Source organism: Larsenimonas rhizosphaerae, assembly GCF_026240105.1.
GTDB lineage: Bacteria > Pseudomonadota > Gammaproteobacteria > Pseudomonadales > Halomonadaceae > Larsenimonas > Larsenimonas rhizosphaerae.
Genome location: NZ_JAPIVE010000001.1, coordinates 1,217,438 through 1,235,215, shown reverse-complemented (window position 1 = coordinate 1,235,215; position 17,778 = coordinate 1,217,438). Strand labels below are relative to the sequence as shown.

Below are 17,778 nucleotides of genomic sequence, written 5' to 3'. Positions count from 1 at the left end.
ATCACGGTGCAGGCTGTTCCTGCCACAGGCTGATGTGGCCAATCCATGGCAGTGCCCTGGCACAGTGTTCAAGCTGGCGGCGTTGTTCGGCCGTGACGGGGGTGCCGGCCGGTACATACAGTTCGATATCCACTTCGCGGCTTTCCATGCGGGTGACGTAGTGAAACTGCAGGTCCAGATGAGCATCCCATATGGGATGCTGACACCAGCACCGGGCCAGAGCAGCTTCGATATCACGGCGAAGGGGCAGTTCCTGACGAAATTCAACCCGGGGCGCGTCGGAGTCGTCTTCCGGGTCAATATGAAACACGATGTCATGAAGCTCCGGGTGTTCCGCGCGCAGGCGGCGAATCACCATGTTGCCGATCTCGTGACCCTCGGACACGCTGATGCGGGCATCCACGGTCAGATGGACATCCAGCATGACGGAGCCACTCTGGGTGCGCGTTCTTAAATCATGCACGTTGTGAACGCCATCAACCTCAAGGGCTACTGCCTTGATGCGCTGATGCTGTTCGGGAGGGAGTGCGGTATCCACCAGTTCACGGCTGGCCTGCCAGAGTTGCTCGCCACCGACCCTGGCGACCATTAATGACACTACGATCGCAGCCACGCTATCAAGCCAGTCGAGGCCGAACTGCAGGCCGATCAGGCCAATCAGGACAACCAGTGAGGAGAGGGCATCACTGCGTGAGTGCCATGCATTGGCTTCCAGCAGTTGTGACCGCTGTCGGCGGGCTACCTTGAGGGTGATGCGAAAGAGAATCTCCTTGATCAGCATGGACGCCACGGTCAGCGCGATGGCGCCCATGCCGGCGCTGGAAAGGGCTTCATTGGCCACAAGACGCTGGATGCTGTCCCACGCCAGCGCGCCGGCCACGGCAATCAGCATGATGCCCAGTGCAAGTGTGCCCAGGGTTTCTATGCGTCCATGGCCGTAGGGGTGGTCATTATCCGGAGCCTGACGTCCGTAATGGGTGGCCAGCAGCACAAAGGCATCCGTGACCAGGTCCGACAGGGAGTGAACGCCATCGGCGACCAGAGCACTGGAGTGGGTGGCAGCGCCGACCAGAATCTTGAAAAAGCCCAGCAACGTGTCAAACAGGGCGCCGATCAGGGTAATACGCTGTGCGGCATTACGATCTGTCGCGCGGGTGTCGATATCACTCATGAGGTCAAGGGTTCCTTGCTGCACCGGCGCGCACGAGCGCGTATAGTGGCGCGTTCCAACGACAGTTTGTAATAAGGGTATATCATGTCACGCCTGACCCTTTTTCAACGAGCAACCGGCGCTGGGCCGGTGCTTCGTATTCTGGCGATGCTTTTGCTGGTACTGGCCGCCATGATGGCTATACCGCTGATCATGCTGGTGGTCGAGCAAAATGATGATATGTGGGCCTTTTTGTATTCCGAAGTAATGACGCTGTCGAGTGCCGGCCTGATGTTACTGGTTACTCACCGCATCGATATTCAGCTCAAGCCACGCCAGATGTTCATTCTGACAACCATGAGCTGGGTCACCATCAGCACATATGCCAGCCTGCCCATGGTATTCGGTGCACCGCATTTGTCCATGGGCGATGCCGTATTCGAGTCGGTGTCTGCCATTACGACGACAGGGTCCACCGTACTGACAGGCATCGATAACCTGTCGGACGGCATCAAGCTGTGGCGGGGGTTGATGCAGTGGGTCGGTGGTATCGGCATCATTGTCATGGCCATTGCCATTCTGCCTTTCCTGCAGGTTGGCGGGATGCGCCTGTTTCAGACCGAGTCCTCGGACTGGTCCGACAAGATCCTGCCTCGCTCCGGCGGGGTCGCCAAGTCGATCGGTGTGGTTTATCTGGTCATCAGCCTGATTGCCGTCCTGACCTATTGGCTGGCGGGCATGACGCCACTGGATGCGGTGGTGCATGGCATGAGTTCGGTAGCCACCGGCGGCTTTTCAAACTACGACAGCTCCTTCGGCGTCTATGCCGACAAGCCCTGGATCATGTGGATGGCGGATGTCTTCATGCTGATGGGCGCGGTACCGTTTGTGCTCTATATCCGAATGTTCAAGGAACGCCATTACGGTGCTTTCTGGAAGGATCAGCAGGTGCGTGGCATGTTGCTGATGCTGGGATGGGTCATTATCGGCCTGACCCTGTATCGGGTGGCGCGGGGGGTGCCATTCTTTGATGCCCTTACTCAGGTGGCCTTCAATGTGATCTCGGTGGTGACGACTACCGGATATGCGTCGGATGATTACACCCTGTGGGGGCCGCTGGCGGTAGCGGGCTTTTTCTACCTGACCTTTATAGGCGGTTGTTCCGGGTCGACCAGTGGGGGGATGAAGATCTTCCGCTTTCAGGTGGGGATCATCATGCTCATCAATCAGCTGCGCCATCTGGTACATTCCAATGGTGTATTTTCCCAGCGCTATAATGGCCGCATGCTGACCGATGAGGTGGTCCGCGCTGTTATTGCCTTTTCATTCTTCTTTTTCTTTACCGTGGCGTTGATCGCGCTGGGGCTGGCCATGATGGGGCTTGACCTGATCACGGCCCTGTCCGGTGCCGCTACTGCAGTGTCCAATGTGGGGCCGGGGCTGGGAGATACGATCGGGCCCGCCGGCAACTTTTCCTCCCTGCCGGAAGCGGCCAAATGGCTGTTGAGTTTCGGCATGCTGATGGGTCGTCTGGAAATCCTGACCGTGCTGGTACTGGTAACGCCGATGTTCTGGCGAAAATAGCAGGCTGTCCATTTGCTGATCATGCGCCCCGTGCAACCCACGGGGCGTTTTTATTGGGCACATGTCTAAGGCAATTACCGAGGCCTTTCGTTGCTGCACTGCACAAAATGCGTCACAGTATGCTGGTAATGCCTACTGGCAGTTTACTTTTGCCTGACACACAGGGGACTTCCCATGTTGTATCAATTCTATGAATTTCAGCGATCGATGTTTTACCCGGTATCGGCCATGTCCAATGTCATGGCACAGGTGCTGACGGATTCACGCTATAGCTTTTCTCACCTGCCCTGGTCCAACCGTGCAGCCGCAGGTCTTGAATTGATGCATCGGCTGGGCAAGGACTATGAAAAACCGGCATTCAACATTACTACGATCGAAAAGAACGATTCCATCGTGCCGATCGTTGAAGAAGTGGTCGAAGACAAGCCGTTTTGTCGGCTGATCCGTTTCAAGCGCTATGCCGATAATGCCGAGCTTGCTCATGCATTTGAAAACGAGCCGCGGGTGCTGTTGTGCGCGCCGCTTTCAGGCCATCACTCCACCTTGCTGCGTGATACCGTGCGCCAGTTCCTGCATGACACCAAGGTGTACATTACGGACTGGAAGGATGCTCGCATGGTGCCGCTGGATGAGGGTAACTTTCATCTGGATGATTATGTGGATTACATCCGCGACTTCATTCGCACCATTGGCACCGATAATCTACATGTGATTTCAGTATGTCAGCCTACTGTTCCTGTACTGGCAGCCCTGTCTCTGATGGCGGCGGATGATGAGCCGCTGCCCAATACCATCACGATGATGGGAGGGCCGATCGATGCCCGTAAAAGCCCGACGGATGTCAACTCACTGGCCACCAACAAGTCGATGCGCTGGTTTGAGGATAACGTGATCTATCGTGTCCCCGGCTCTTATCCGGGGGCCGGTCGAGAGGTTTATCCGGGGTTCTTGCAGCATGCCGGATTTCTGGCGATGAACCCGGACCTTCACCTCAAGTCGCACTGGGATTTCTATGAGCATCTGCTCAGTGGAGATGATGAGGACGCCGACAGCCATCGTCAGTTTTATGATGAATACAACGCCGTGCTGGATATGCCTGCACAGTATTACCTCGATACCATTCGAGTGGTTTTTCAGGAGTATGGTCTGGCACGCGGTACCTGGACAGTACGCGGTCAGGTCGTCGATCCCTCCCGCATCAGGGGGGCCGCACTGATGACGGTCGAAGGTGAGCGCGATGACATATCAGGAGATGGTCAGACGTTTGCGGCACATGAGCTTTGCACGGGTATCGATACAAAGCGTCATCATCACATCATGCTGGAAGGGGCCGGCCACTACGGCATTTTTTCCGGTCGGCGCTTTCGTACCCGGCTGTATCCGCAGTTGCTCGAGTTCATTAAATGTTACGCAGATACGAATCAGGCTTGACAGTTTTGTGCGGTGCAGCAATACTGTGTTTGTGCACTGCACAACGAATGCAAGGGAATCTGGCGACACCCGTCAAAGTTCGCAAGGTTCTACGTGTCATCTAGTCACCAGGTAACCGGTGGAACCACCGAACGGAGAAGCATTATGTATACCATGAACAACCCTGAAAAAATGAAAGACATGTATCGCGATCAGCTGGACTCCATGATGGGCTTTTCCCGTCAGTGGATGAAAGGCGTCGAGCAGTTGACCGAACTGAATCTGCGTACCACGCGTGACATGATGGAGCAGGGGTCCGACATGACTCGCAAGATGCTCTCGGCTCGTGAAGCGCAGGAAGTGTTCAATCTGCAGACCGTCATGTTCCAGCCGTTTTCCGAGCGCAGCATGGCCTATACGCAAAATGCCTACCGCATCATGTCTGGTGTGCAGTCTGACGTGATCAAGTCAGCCGAGGAAAAAACCTCGCAGCGTGTCCAGGCGGTTCAGGGCTATATCGATGATATGGCGCGTAATGCGCCGGTAGGCTCCGAGTCCACGGTTTCCATGGCCAAGTCTGCAACCACTGCTGCCAATAGTTTCTACGACACCATGCAGAAGATGGTGCGCCAGACAATTGAAAATGCGGAGCGTAACTTTGAAGCGGCGACCAGCACGGCTCATGACCAGGCGCGCAAGGCGACTGAAATGAGTTCCAGGTATGCCAGCGAGGCTCAGTCTGCAGTGAAGGAATCGGCGCAGACTGCAGAAGCGCAAATGGCTACAGCCAGCCGCACGGCTGAAGCCACGGCCAAGGATGCCAGCGCTCAGGCCCAGAAGGCTGCAGAAGCCTCCAAGAATGCAGCATCCTCCAGAAAATAACGGGGATGAATGTTAAAAAGCCCGGCCAATGGCCGGGCTTTTTCATGCCTTGAAGTAATCAGGCAAAGGAGATGTAGATTGTCAGAACACAGACCACGAGGAAAATGCCGAAAGGTACAGCGCCTTTCCAGGGAGTAAGATCGACCTCACCACTGTCCTGTTGAATCCAGGCTTCCGAGGTGGGTGCGAGCTTGCCAATGATCAGCATCATGACGATCAAAAGGGCAAATACCAGACCAATGAAATGGAAGTCATGGATGTAATCCAGCAGGCCGGTGAACGGCGGAACGAAATACACCAGGAAAATGGTAACGCAGCCCAGAATCAGGGCCAGCTTGGCAGCAATCGGGGGAACATGACGGGTCAGAAGACCTACTACCACGACAGCCAGAATGGGAATGAAGTAGAGGGCATTCATTTTCTGCAGGTAGACAAACAGGCTTTCCTGCCCGGCCAGCAGTGGAGCAATGGTCATTGCCGCAATGGCCATGATCCAGCCAAAGACCTTGCCTGACTTGACCACTTCCTCATCGCTTGCGTCCTTGCGCAGTATCTCCTTGTAGATACCGAGACTGAACAGCGTCGTAGTGCTGTTGAGGGCCGAGTTGAACGAGGACAGGATCGCACCCACCATGACGGCAGCAAAGAACCCGGTCAGATAGGGCGGTAGTACATTGAAGACGAGATGGCCGTAGGCTGCATCGGCCTTGATGCCCTGGTTGGCATAGAGATAAAAGGCAATCATACCGGGAATAACCAGATACAGCGGGCCGAACAGTTTCAGAAATCCGGTCAGAAGCACGCCTTTTTGGCCCTCGGCCAGGCTGCTGGCGCCAAAGGTGCGCTGAATGATCTGCTGGTTGGTACACCAGTAGAAAACGTTCAGGAGAATGACACCGGTGAACAGGGTGTGAAATGGCACGGACTGTTCATTGTTGCCCATGGAGTTGAAGCGCTCGGGCGTGGCTTCCTTCAGTATGCGCCAGCCTTCAAAGGCGCCATTGCCATCACTGACGGCCTGAAGACCAAAGTACACAATCATGAATCCGCCGATCAGAAGGCCTATGCCGTTGATGGTGTCGGACACCGCGACGGTGCGAAGACCACCGAACAGCGCATAGATTGCCCCGATCAGCCCTACCAGCCAGACCGTTCCCCACAACAGGGTGGTATTGGATTCGATGCCGGTAAGGCCCTGAAGGTCCAGCATGCCCAGAAGGCCTACCGCACCGGAGTAAAGCACTATCGGCAGCAGGATAACGGCATAGGCCAACAGGAAAATAATATTGGTGATCAGCTGTGTGCCCTTGTCGAAACGGATTTCCAGCAGCTGAGGAACGGTGGTGATGCCGCTTTTCAAAAAGCGTGGCAGAAAGAACAGGGCCATCAGAACCATGGCAATAACCGCCACGACTTCCCAGGCCATGACGCTGAAACCATCCACGAAAGCGGCACCGTTCAACCCAACCATTTGTTCGGTGGACAGGTTGGTCATCAGCAGTGAGCCAGCGATCAGGGGAAAGGACAGACTCCTGCCGGCCAGGAAGTATCCCTTGGAGTGACGGTGGTCATCATTTCGCGTCATCTTCCATGTGATGGCTGCTACCACCAGTGTGAATAGCAAAAACGACAATATGGTAATTGCGTGCATGGTGAGAAAAAGTCCTTGCCAGATTTATAATGGTTATTGGCGCGCAAACGCGCATGTTCACCCTCGAACCATGGCGAGTTTATTACGCTTTCAGAAAAGTGCTATTGGCCAATTGTCTGACATAGCTTTTCTCATGTATGTCAAAACACCTTCTTTGCGGTACTGCTGGCATAAATACCCATGTCTTCTATAATCCAACCACTCGCTGAGGGAAAAGCGTGATGTAAGGTTTTATACATCCTTGTCTGCATCAAAGGAGGGCGCAATGGGGATTATTCTGTGGCTGATTATTGGCGGTCTGGCAGGCTGGATTGCAGGCAAGATCATGCGGGGCGGCGGCTTTGGTGTTGTAGGTAACATCGTGGTCGGTATTGTCGGTGCGGTGATCGGTGGTGCAATGATTGGTTTGCTGGGCCTGTCGTCCAACGGTGGCATCATAGGGTCTCTGGTGACCGCAGTGATAGGTGCCGTGGTACTGCTTTGGGTTGTTTCGTTGATCAAGCGAAAAGGGTGATTGACCCCGAATCAAGCAGGAAAGCATGTAAAAAAGCGCCTTTGACGGCGCTTTTTTAATGCCTGTAGATCGCGTATGGGCTTCAAGAGCCGGCTTACCGGATGCTTCGCACAAGCCCGGTACGAGGCATTTCAAGCGCAACCCCGGCTCTTCCCTTAATGACGCCGATTAAGCGAAATTAAACAGCTTTTTTCAACCCCTTAAGGCACTATAGGCGCCATCCAGGGGTGCGACAGGCATCGTCATGACTTGATCGTACATCGATTTTATAACAGGGAAGGGCGATGGCACGTTGCATCGCTGATGGTCGCATTATGAAAAAGGAACGCTTCATAGGGCTTGAGTGGATGCGGTTTCTGCTCGGCCTTTATATCGTTATCTTTCACACCATGCATTATTACCCGGAAGCCAGGGGCTGGGGGAACTACGTCTCGCAGGTTGGTTTCTTCTCGACCAGTGCGTTTTTTGTTCTGTCCGGGTTCCTGCTGGCGCATGTCTATCTCAACGATAATAACGAGATGCGAGAGCCCGCCAGAAGCTTCATGATCAAGCGGTTTTCGAACCTCTATCCTATCCATATCGGCTCGTTTCTCCTGACCATTGCCGTGATGTCGATCATTCCGTATCTGGCCATCCTGCCCGAGGATGCCAAGACATCGGCGCTGTTTACCATTTATGACGTGAACAATGATCTAGGGCAGACAGATCCCAATGCACTACATCACTTCATGAGTGGCGGCGAGGCGACGCTGAATGTTGTTTTGAACCTGCTGCTTTTGCATGCATGGAACCCGTTGTATCTAACCTTCAACCCGCCGTCCTGGTCGATTTCCACGCTGTTTTTCTTTTATCTGGTATTTCCCTTTGTGGCACCTCGTCTGATGCGTGTCCGCCGTTCATGGCGAGCACTGGCCGTGACGATGGGGATTTATCTGATTCCGCCATTACTGGTTATTGCCTTTACGGATTACGGTATGCCGGAAACCGGTATTTTACATCGTAACCCGATCATTCGGTTGCCGGAATTTCTGGCAGGCATCCTGCTATGTGGTCTGTATGCACGCAGGCGGTCTCAGGGACGTACGCTGACGAGAAACAACATATGGATGCTGGTGGGCATTATCGTGGTATCCATTACTGCGGCTGAGTTGTTGTTGCCCAGAGCGCATGCCTGGTATTACCTGATGCATAATGGCTTGTTGTTGCCGGCACAGTTGTCCCTGATTTACTTGTGTCTGCTTGTTCCCATGCCTCGCCGTGAGTGGGTACGTCGGCTGGCGGGTCGGCTGGGCGGAGCATCGCTGCCGATGTTTGCACTGCATGTGCCGCTTTATATCATTTTCTCTCGGGTGGAGCGGGTGCTGTCCGGTGACCCGGGCATGTGTTTTTCCAGTTTCAGAGGCTGCCTGGACGCTGCCGGCGGCATTACCATCTGGTTGTATCCCGTGTTCCTGATCATGACGGTCATTCTTTGCATTATATTTCAGGAGCAGTTCGTGGTGCGTGTTCGGAACTGGCTGCAGGGCCACTTGCTTCATCGTGAGCGCAAGAGCACACACGCCGATAAAATGGCTCGTCCCGAAGAATGATGCGCGCTGTATCCGGCAATAAAAAAGAGGCCCATAAGGGCCTCTTTTTGCAGGGCATGTTCAGTGCAGTAAACCGAGGCAGCGCTCGATGATATCCAGCCCTTCTTCCAGCAGCTCATCCCGTGCTGTAAGGGGAACCAAAATCCGAATGGTGTTGGCGTAGAAGCCACATGACAGCAGGATCAAACCCTGCTCAGCTGCCGTTTTCGTCAACTTCCTGGTCAGCTCGGGATCTGGTTCGCCAGCGTCATTGACCAGTTCAAAGGCTGCCATGGCGCCCGTGTTGCGGCTGTGCGCCACCCATGAGAACTGCTCTTCCCATTGCTTGAAACGTTGTGCCAGACGTTCACCCATGGCCGTGCTTCGGGCCAGAATGTTTTCTTCTTCAATGGCTTCGATAACGGCCAGCGCCGCAGCACATGAGAGCGGGTTGCCGCCATAGGTGCCACCCAGTGAGCCCGGGCCCGAAGCGTCCATTAAATCGGCCTTGCCGATTACCGCTGCCAGTGGCATGCCATCTGCCAGGCTTTTGGCCGTGGTGATGATATCCGGCACTACTCCGGTATGTTCGATGGCGAACAGTTTGCCGGTACGTGCAAAGCCGCTTTGTACCTCGTCGGCAATCAGGGCAATTCCGTGCTCATCGCACAGATCACGCAGTGCCTGCATGAAGGCCGGCGAAGCCTGATAAAAACCACCCTCACCCTGAACGGGCTCGATGATAATGGCCGCCACCCGGTGTGCGGGTACGTCGGTCTTGAACAGTCGATGAATGGCTGCAAGGCTGTCCTCGTCACTGATGCCATGAGCGGGAACAGGGAAGGGCGCGCGGAAAACATCTCCCGGCATTGGGCCAAAGTCATGCTTGTAAGGCAGCACCTTGCCGGTCAGGGCCAATGTCATCATGGTGCGACCATGGAAGCTGCCATCAAAGGCGATAACGGCACTTCGGCCTGTGCCGGCTCGCGCTATCTTCACGGCATTTTCAACCGCTTCGGCGCCGGAGTTGACCAGGAGGGCTCGCTTGTCACCATCGCCGGGCATCATTTCACACAGTTTCTGGCATAGTTGCACATAAGGCGCGTAGGGCATGACGGTGGCACAGGTGTGCATGACCTTGTCCAGCTGTGCCTTGACGGCCTCAACGACCTTCGGGTGCCGGTGACCCAGATTCAATACGCCAATGCCGCCGCCAAAATCGATGTAGCGATTACCTTCCACGTCCCAGATTTCTGCATTTTCCGCACGTTCGGCAAACGCGGGAATCATGTGAGGTGCGCCTCTGGCCACATAAGCCTGTTTCAGCTCGCTCAATTGCTTGTTGTTCATTACCGACTCCTGCGTCTGACACTGATCGAATGAGGACGTGAAGTGCCTCCGGCCCTGTGGTGTCTGTTTGTAGTTGGACGGGCAGGGATAAGAGGCGCTGCTTAACCACTATATTAGGGTCGGTGCTGTCCAGTAAATAAAGCATTTGTTTAAAATATTGGATATTCGGTGCGGTTCTGCCGTCAAGACAAAACCTTAATTGAAGAAAATGCACCAAATATGCAGGCTGACGAGGTTTGGATTGCGTCAATTATGCCGATACGTGCATTATGCGTGTCACGTTCGGCACAATTCGATGCACTCGACTGTTTCATCGATTCTGATCAGTGCCGTGTAGAACATGATTTTTTATATCAGACCGACACTCTATCGCAGGTGTTGGCGTTACCAGGATAATCGTAATGTGGCGATGGATCAGCGGATGTGTACTGGCCGGTTTTCTGGCTGGATGTGCAACACAGCAGAGCAGCCCTCAAGCGCACTATTATGATGTAGCCATGCCGTCGATCACGGCGCCCAAGGCCAATGCAAGGGCCAAACAGAAAAAACCGGATGCACAGACATCGCCCGTGGTCCAGTGGTCCACGATTCGCGACTCCCTGATGTCGGAATACGATGAGTGGTCCGGGACACCTTATCGTTACGGAGGTGAGTCGCGAAGCGGTATCGACTGTTCGGCGCTGGTGCAGCAGATTTTCAGTAACAGCTTTGATATTGATCTGCCCCGTACCACGCTGGGGCAGGTGCTTGAGGGAGACAAGATCAGCAAGACAGCCCTTAAACCTGGTGATCTCGTCTTCTTCAGGCCCTACCGTGGTGACCGGCACGTTGGCATTTATGTCGGTGATGGCTATTTCATGCACGCTTCAAGCTCCAGTGGCGTGCGACTTTCCCGGCTGGATAATCCTTACTGGGCTCGCCATTACTGGCAGGCTCGTCGTACCGTTACTCCCAAGGATATACCGGCCCGCCTGGCCATGAAGTAAGCGCATGGCGGGCCTGATGCTTCCTGAGGTGTCAGACCCGTCGTTATCCCTTCTTTTATCCCATCCTTCTCATTCCTGTTGACTAATGTTAAGGCACGTTATTTTTTATTTTTTAGTTAAAAAGAATGACGAGCAAGTATAAAATTGTGCCGAACCGGTTTGTTTTGATGCGTAAGTACCAGAGTTGACTATTCTGCACAGCACATGCCACAGGAAGGCTGCAACATGTCCCGTATTCAAGGATCACAGGGAATTCCTCCTTCAGGAGGATGGGTGCGTATGTTCGACAACTGGTTTCATGCTCGTATTCAACGTCCATTGCATTGGGTCGCACGTCACCTGGTGGCGTGGAATATTACACCGACCAAGGTTTCCATTTTCGGTTTTGTGGTCGGCCTGCTTGCCATCCCGGCCCTGTGGCTCGGTGAACCGGCATGGGCTGTTGGTGCGATAGTCGTCAATCGTCTAATGGATGCGTTGGATGGTGCCATCGCACGATGGGCAGATGTCAGTACGGCGTCAGGACGTTTTCTGGAAACGACGCTGGACAGCCTGTTTTACGCAGCCATGCTGGCCGCCGTATTCTTCATGTACGTCTCAGTGCCCATGCCGGCCATCATCACCCTCATGCTGGGCGTGGCTGCGCTGAGTATTGGTGCACGCGCCTTTCACGCGACAGCGCCGGCCCTTAATGCACGCACCAGAAGCAGGTCCCGCTCGGTAGCACGTTTCAGTGGCCTGTTTGGTCACATCGCTCTGACCTGCTTCCTCTCTGCGGTATGCCTTTATCCAGAACATGCCACTGTCATGACCTGGAGTGGTGGTGCCCTTACATTGCTGGCGGCATTCATACAGGTTGTGGTTGGCTACAACAGCCTGAACCGGGCTGAGCACGGCTTCAAGGCGCCTCTGACGCTGGTGCGTGATGACGCTGGTGCGCGCCGTCCGCCCATGGTGACCGGGTCTTCTACAGCGCCATCTACTCCTGTTTCATCAGCGCCGGCGCCTCGTGTGGTATGTCTGACACGCAAGCGTGCCCAGCAGATGAAGGAACAAAGTGGTGGTGAGCAGGCTTCGCGTCGCATTGATTCCGATTCGGCCCGGGTGCTGGATTTCCCGCAGCGTTGAATTGCTTCCCTGCTTGCCCCATGCAAAAGGCCCCTCGTTCGAGGGGCCTTTTGCATGGGGCAAGCAGGGAAATGCTGGTTCTATTCGTGGCTGCCTTCATCACTGTCATCGTTGCGTCGAGCCGGGCGAAACGGAGCTGTCCAGAATGACTGCATCTGCTCCATGAAGGCTTTGGACTGCCGAAGGTTTGTATCCATCAGTTCACGTACAAATGCAGGCTGTATGCGTCGCATGGTTTCCCATGCTTCCTGTGCCTGTTGCGGGCTGTATGCGTTGATGCCCTGACCTGCGATCTGCTGCTGAAAATCGTTGAGATATCCCAGATGATGTTCCAGATATTCGCCCATTGGGCCCTGCATGGCATGTCCGTAGAAACGAATCAGCGATTGCAGCATGTCGCTGTTGAACAGGGGTTCACCGGCGCTTTCTTCTTCGAGAATAATCTGCAGTAGAATACTTCGTGTAATGTCGCTGCCGCTTTTGGCATCAATGACGGTAATGTCTTCGTGAGCCAGAATCAGTGATTTGACTTGCGACAGCGTGATATAGCTGCTGGCTGTCGTGTCATAAAGGCGTCTGTTTTGATATTTCTTGATCAGACGGGGAGCGGTATTTTTTTCTGTCATGAGGTGTCCATGCAGGAAAGCCCGACGGCGCCGGGCTTTATCAGTATTATTGCAGTTGCCCCATAGGCTAACTCATGTGCAGGCCGCCGTTAAGCGAGAACTCTGCGCCGGTTGAATAGGCCGCTTCGTCGGAAGCCAGCCAGCTGATAATGGATGCTATCTCTTCCGGGTTCCCCAGGCGTTTGGTCGGGATGCCATTGGTGATCTTTTCCAGAACGTCCTCTCGAATGGCGGAGGTCATATCGGTTTTGATGTAGCCTGGCGACACGGTATTGACCGTAATGTTCCTGGACGCGACTTCCTGTGCCAGCGCCTTGGTAAAGCCATGGATACCGGCCTTGGCAGCGGAGTAATTGGTTTGTCCAAACTGGCCTTTCTGACCGTTGACTGAGGCGATGTTGATGATGCGTCCCCATTGGCTTTCCAGCATGTCATCGATGACCTGTTTGGTCGTATTGAAAAGACCGGTCAGATTGGTATTGATCACAGCGTTCCAGTCTTCAGGAGACATTTTCTTGAACACGGCGTCTCGGGTGATACCGGCATTATTTACAAGCACGCTGATCGGGCCGATTTCCTCACGCACCTTGAGGAAGCTTTCCCTGGCCGATTCCCATTGGTTGATATTGCCTTCACTGACCTCGAACTCGTAACCTTCCGCCTTCTGATCTGCCAGCCATTTTTCCTTGCGGCTTGAATTCACGCTGCAGCCGACAACGACCCTGAAGCCATCCTTGTAAAGGCGCTGACTGATGGCGGTTCCGATCCCGCCCATTCCGCCGGTTACAAATGCAATGCGCTGTTGTGCCATGATATCAACTCCCTTCAATCAAGAATTCAACCGTATGGTATGTGTGTTGAGTAGGTACATATTCATCGCCAGGTTTCAGGCTCTGGCACGAACATAGCGCCCCGGTGCTTCTTCGATCGGACGATATGTACTGTTTCCTGCTTTTTTCGGACAGGCTTTCTGTTTGCCGGCAAAGGTACTCAGCCACTCTGACCAATCGTTCCACCAGCTTCCAGGCAGCTCCTGAGCCTGCGCAAACCATTGTTCGGGGTCATCCGGAAGGGAAGGGTCATTTGCCAGCCAGTGGCAGCGCTTGTTCTTGACCGGGGGGTTGATGACACCGGCTATATGGCCCGAAGCACCCAAAACAAAGCGAGGTGTACCACCAAGCACGCAGGCACTGTTGTAAACACTTTGCCAGGGCACGATATGATCGCTCCGCGAGGCGTAAAGATATGCCGGGACGTCCAGGTGGGTCAGATCCAGCGGTTCATTGCATACAGTGACGGCGCCCGGCGTTTTCAGATCGTTTTGCAGGTAGGCATGGCGCAGGTACCAGGAAAACATGGGCCCTGGCAGGTTGGCGCCGTCGCTGTTCCAGTAAAGCAGATCGAACGGCGGAGGAGTGGCTCCCTTGAGATAGTTGCCAACTACATAATTCCAGACCAGATCGTTGGGCCGTAAAAATGAAAAGGTGTTGGCCAGCTCGGACGCCTTGAGAAGGCCTGGTGCCCCGCCGCCCTGACCGCCGATGGTCTGTTCGCGCCAGCGGATCTGCTGTTCGTCGATGAATACATCGAGAATGCCGGCTTCGCTGAAATCGAGCATGGATGTCAACAGTGTCATGCTGCTGGCCGGTCTGCTCCCACGAGACTGGAGTACCGACAATGCGCAGCTCAGCAGGGTGCCCCCGATACAGAATCCAAGGGTATTGAGCTTTTTGGTGCCGCTGATGTCCGTGACCACATTGATGGCATTGATTACGCCTTCATCGACATAATCATCCCACTGCTTGTGAGCCAGGCTTTGGTCTGCATTTCGCCAGGATATCAAAAAGACCTGATGCCCCTGGTCCAGGGTGTAGCGTACCAGGGAATTGGCCGGCTGCAGGTCGAGAATGTAAAACTTGTTGATGCAGGGCGGTACGATCAGCAGGGGGGTCTCATGTACCTTCTGCGTGGTGGGGGTATATTGAATGACCTGAATGAGGTCGTTTTCATATACGACATGCCCAGGCGTCTGGGCCACGTCACGGCCAACAACAAAGGCATCTTCATCGGTCTGGGAAATTCGACCGCGCGCCAGATCGGCCCAGAAATTCTCCATGCCACGCCGCAGGCTTTCACCTCCGGTTTTTTCAATCTGCTCCAGTGCCTCGGGGTTGGTACCCAGATAGTTGTTGGGAGCACTGGCAGCTACCCATTGTTCGACACAAAAGCGGATGCGGGTGCAGGTCTTGGCATCACCGGTCAACGCGTCGGCAAGACTCATTACAAAGCGGGCGTTTAAAAGATAGAGCGCTGCTATGGAGCCGTAGCCTGGTTGCTGCCAGGCGGGTCCGGAAAAGCGGGGATCTTCAAGTGCCGGAATACTGGCCATCAGTACATTTTGCCAGAGTTGGGTCAGCTCCAGGGTGTATTGACTGCTGAGGCTCATCAGCTTGTCCGGAGGTACTCGCGGAAAGTCAGGGTGCTTTTCCCGTGGTGTCACATCTTCCATGCCGGGCAATCCTGCAAACCATTTCTGGATCGTGTCCGTGCTGAACAGGGGGATATCGAATCCTGCCAGATTTGGGGCGCCGAACGGATTGAAAAATGCATTAAACGGAGACTGTCTGGTGGGCATCTTTAAAGGCTCTCGGCAATAAGCGTCCCGCTTCGTTTGAAGGAAACTATTAAATAAGTTTTTTCCTATGGAAAGTGTAGACCCAGGCTTCAGGGCTGCAAGGCGGTAAAAGAATTTCTTTGGTAGGGGAGAACAATCGGTGTTTTTACATAAAAAAAGGACGCCTTTTAAGCGTCCCCTTTAAATTGATGATCATCGCTACAGGCGGCCGGCCTTGTTAAGTACCGGGTTGGCATACTGCATCAGCCACCAGGGCCTGAGTGCCTCGGGGACATCGTCAAGGCGCGCCTTGAATCGCAGTCGATCGGCCGGGGTGATGTGTTGATGATTGACCAGTTCGGGCGCAGTACCAAGTGCCTCAAGAGCCAGATAGTGGCTCGGGAACAGGGTGTAGTGCTCAAGTACCTGGGCATCAATGACGGCTGCAATGGCCTCGGCGCTGTCAGGAAGATCTTTCAGTGGGGTGCCGAAAACCAGTCTGACGCGTCCCTTGTGGCCAGAGATACCTGCTGCGATGGACATGATGTCTTCAAAGGGCTTTTTCTGATAGGGCTGGCCTTCGTCTGCCGCCTTGAGCTCACGCGCCTTTTGAATGTCACATGGATCGAATTCATAGCTGATCGAGATCGGCACTACATGCAGCTCTGATACAGCACGCCCTACACTGCACTCCTTGTCCTGCTGGCGGCCGGCCATGCTGAGCATCTTGATGATGGCGCTGTCTGTCCTGTCTATCCCGTTTTTGGCGCGACCTTCACGCTGTGCCATCCATACAGGGTGATTATCACTGACAATGGAATGACGGATGTAGCCTGACAGCATCTGGTAAGCGGCCAGCATGGCACGCTTGCCCTTGGCGGAGCGAGGCACCACAAAGCTTTTATTGAGGCGCATCAGGTCGGTCACGTAAGGCTTCTGCAGCAGATTGTCCCCGATGGCGATGCGCACGGTGTCACGTCCCTGCTGATACAGGGCGTAATTGACAAAGGCCGGGTCGAGGGAAATATCCCGGTGATTGCCGATAAAGAACCAGGCCTGACTGCCATCAAGCTTTTCCAGCCCTTCCACTTCGAAATGGTCGGTACTGCGCTTGATCATCTGATCCATGTAGTAGGCGATATGCTGTTGAAACGCCTTGACGCTATTGACGTCCTTCAGTTTTCGCTTGAGGCCCAGGCTCACCAGCCGCCTTGCAAGCCAGGGAGAATAACGAGACAGCCGGGGAAGCCGGTAACGTGTAATGGTTCCCAGAAATTCGTCACATTCCGTCAGGCGCTTGATGACGGGAGCGACCTCATCGTCATGATAAGGGCGAATGCTGGCATACGGGTCTTCTGTCGTGTCAGTCATCATGGCGTGGCAGGAGGTGTCTCTGTTTCACCGCCCAGCCAGTCTATCAGCTGGCCGAGTGTGGAGGTCAGGGTATGGGCCATCAGTGAGAACTCGGTATCGAGCTTGAGGATCGGATCTTCATCGTCCGTACTGTCATTGGCCTCATCCACCAGGTTATCGCTGAAACGAATGGACTTGATGGCAAGATCCTCGTGAAGCGTGAAACTCATCTGGCCTTCCGTGGACAGCCGAAGCTGGCTGACGCGTCGGCCGGCATCGAGCGCTGCCTGCACTTCCTCGCCCTCGAGATCGACCTGGCGGCCGCGAAATACCCCTTCTTCCTCGCTGGCAGCGCGCAACTCGATCTGATCGCCCAGCAGCAGGGTGTCCGGGCGAGTTTCAGGTTTGGTGAGCCACTCCGTCATGGTCCTGCCTGGCGGTATCGAAACGGTCACGGGCGTGACCTTGAGGCTGCCCAGGGACTGGCGGAGCACATCAAGGGTATCTTCGGCCCGCTTGACGCTGGCGCAGTGCACGCCGATCAACCGGCGTCGTGTATCCCACCAGACATCGATCCGGGTAGATCGGGTGAAGGCCTGGGGCAACAGTTCCTCTACCAGCTTTTCCTTGATGGCAAGCCTGTCACGGCGTGTGACGGCGTATCCCTGACGAGCTTCCTGCTCAAGGCAACGCTCTTCCAGCAGTTCCTTGACCACTGATGAGGGCAGCAGGCGCTCCTGACGGCTAAGTGTCAGCAGGCGATGGCCCTGAATTTCGTGTACCAGCGAGCGGCCGTGACGACCTGCCGGACGAGACCAGCCGGCGCGTTTGGCTTCGTGGGGCCCCACCGGCCTGAAGGCCTGAGCGTCGAGGGCGTCTTCCAGCGCGTCGAGCGGTATAACCTGCTCGTCATGCAGGCGATAAAGATGTAAATGCTTGAACCACATGATGACCTTCCCTTT

15 protein-coding genes are annotated in these 17,778 nt (G+C 54.7%); 7 read left to right on the top strand and 8 right to left on the bottom strand.

The window, feature by feature from the left end:
- Position 1: 1 nt before the first annotated feature.
- On the bottom strand, positions 2 to 1,171 hold the full coding sequence (locus OQ287_RS05715) for a cation diffusion facilitator family transporter (RefSeq protein WP_250937567.1): 1,170 nt from the start codon (positions 1,169 to 1,171) through the stop codon (positions 2 to 4).
- An 84-nt stretch (positions 1,172 to 1,255) separates the two neighbouring features.
- Between OQ287_RS05715 and OQ287_RS05710 the strand changes: the two genes are divergently transcribed.
- The 3 genes from OQ287_RS05710 (at position 1,256) to phaP (ending at position 5,026) form a co-directional block, all read left to right on the top strand.
- The gene (locus OQ287_RS05710) at positions 1,256 to 2,734 is read left to right on the top strand and encodes a TrkH family potassium uptake protein (RefSeq protein WP_250937566.1); all 1,479 of its coding nucleotides are present in this window, start codon (positions 1,256 to 1,258) and stop codon (positions 2,732 to 2,734) included.
- A 174-nt stretch (positions 2,735 to 2,908) separates the two neighbouring features.
- The gene (locus tag OQ287_RS05705) at positions 2,909 to 4,165 is read left to right on the top strand and encodes a polyhydroxyalkanoate depolymerase (protein WP_250937564.1); all 1,257 of its coding nucleotides are present in this window, start codon (positions 2,909 to 2,911) and stop codon (positions 4,163 to 4,165) included.
- Between the two features lie 144 nt (positions 4,166 to 4,309).
- Positions 4,310 to 5,026 (top strand): phasin family protein, encoded by a 717-nt coding sequence (phaP, locus tag OQ287_RS05700; protein WP_250937561.1) that lies wholly within the window; start codon positions 4,310 to 4,312, stop codon positions 5,024 to 5,026.
- A gap of 58 nt (positions 5,027 to 5,084) precedes the next feature.
- Here the strand turns inward: phaP and OQ287_RS05695 are convergent, their stop codons facing one another.
- Complete coding sequence (locus OQ287_RS05695) at positions 5,085 to 6,677, bottom strand: solute:sodium symporter family transporter (RefSeq protein WP_250937559.1); 1,593 nt, start codon at positions 6,675 to 6,677, stop codon at positions 5,085 to 5,087.
- A 265-nt stretch (positions 6,678 to 6,942) separates the two neighbouring features.
- Between OQ287_RS05695 and OQ287_RS05690 the strand changes: the two genes are divergently transcribed.
- Together OQ287_RS05690 and OQ287_RS05685 are read left to right on the top strand one after the other, a co-directional pair.
- Positions 6,943 to 7,191, top strand: a complete 249-nt coding sequence (locus OQ287_RS05690) for a GlsB/YeaQ/YmgE family stress response membrane protein (protein WP_250937557.1) — start codon at positions 6,943 to 6,945, stop codon at positions 7,189 to 7,191.
- Positions 7,192 to 7,505: 314 nt separating this feature from the next.
- A complete protein-coding gene (locus OQ287_RS05685) occupies positions 7,506 to 8,780 on the top strand; it encodes an acyltransferase family protein (RefSeq protein ID WP_265895807.1) in 1,275 nt (424 codons plus the stop codon).
- A 60-nt stretch (positions 8,781 to 8,840) separates the two neighbouring features.
- Here OQ287_RS05685 and gabT read toward each other — a convergent pair whose 3' ends face one another.
- Complete coding sequence (gene gabT, locus OQ287_RS05680; protein WP_265895806.1) at positions 8,841 to 10,109, bottom strand: 4-aminobutyrate--2-oxoglutarate transaminase; 1,269 nt, start codon at positions 10,107 to 10,109, stop codon at positions 8,841 to 8,843.
- A 401-nt stretch (positions 10,110 to 10,510) separates the two neighbouring features.
- On the opposite strand from gabT, the gene OQ287_RS05675 reads away from it, so the two are divergent.
- Positions 10,511 to 11,095 carry a C40 family peptidase gene (locus OQ287_RS05675; protein WP_265895805.1) on the top strand — a complete coding sequence of 195 codons (585 nt, stop codon included), beginning with the start codon at positions 10,511 to 10,513 and terminating at the stop codon, positions 11,093 to 11,095.
- A gap of 225 nt (positions 11,096 to 11,320) precedes the next feature.
- Positions 11,321 to 12,223: a CDP-alcohol phosphatidyltransferase family protein gene (locus OQ287_RS05670; protein WP_250937553.1), complete on the top strand. Its 903-nt coding sequence runs from the start codon at positions 11,321 to 11,323 to the stop codon at positions 12,221 to 12,223.
- 80 nt (positions 12,224 to 12,303) lie between these two features.
- Here the strand turns inward: OQ287_RS05670 and phaR are convergent, their stop codons facing one another.
- The 5 genes from phaR to OQ287_RS05645 all read right to left on the bottom strand — a co-directional run bounded on the left by phaR (position 12,304) and on the right by OQ287_RS05645 (position 17,763).
- Positions 12,304 to 12,849, bottom strand: coding sequence for a polyhydroxyalkanoate synthesis repressor PhaR (gene phaR / locus OQ287_RS05665; RefSeq protein ID WP_250937552.1), 546 nt, complete (start codon positions 12,847 to 12,849; stop codon positions 12,304 to 12,306).
- Between the two features lie 67 nt (positions 12,850 to 12,916).
- Entirely contained in the window at positions 12,917 to 13,660 is a 744-nt protein-coding gene (gene phbB, locus OQ287_RS05660) for an acetoacetyl-CoA reductase (protein WP_284732673.1), read from the bottom strand.
- 75 nt (positions 13,661 to 13,735) lie between these two features.
- Positions 13,736 to 15,484 carry a class I poly(R)-hydroxyalkanoic acid synthase gene (gene phaC / locus OQ287_RS05655; protein ID WP_250937547.1) on the bottom strand — a complete coding sequence of 583 codons (1,749 nt, stop codon included), beginning with the start codon at positions 15,482 to 15,484 and terminating at the stop codon, positions 13,736 to 13,738.
- A 198-nt stretch (positions 15,485 to 15,682) separates the two neighbouring features.
- Entirely contained in the window at positions 15,683 to 16,837 is a 1,155-nt protein-coding gene (locus OQ287_RS05650) for a 1-acyl-sn-glycerol-3-phosphate acyltransferase (RefSeq protein ID WP_407658230.1), read from the bottom strand.
- The gene (locus tag OQ287_RS05645) at positions 16,834 to 17,763 is read right to left on the bottom strand and encodes a recombination-associated protein RdgC (protein ID WP_265895804.1); all 930 of its coding nucleotides are present in this window, start codon (positions 17,761 to 17,763) and stop codon (positions 16,834 to 16,836) included. The genes OQ287_RS05650 and OQ287_RS05645 overlap by 4 nt, the downstream gene beginning before the upstream one ends.
- Between the last annotated feature and the right edge of the window lie 15 nt (positions 17,764 to 17,778).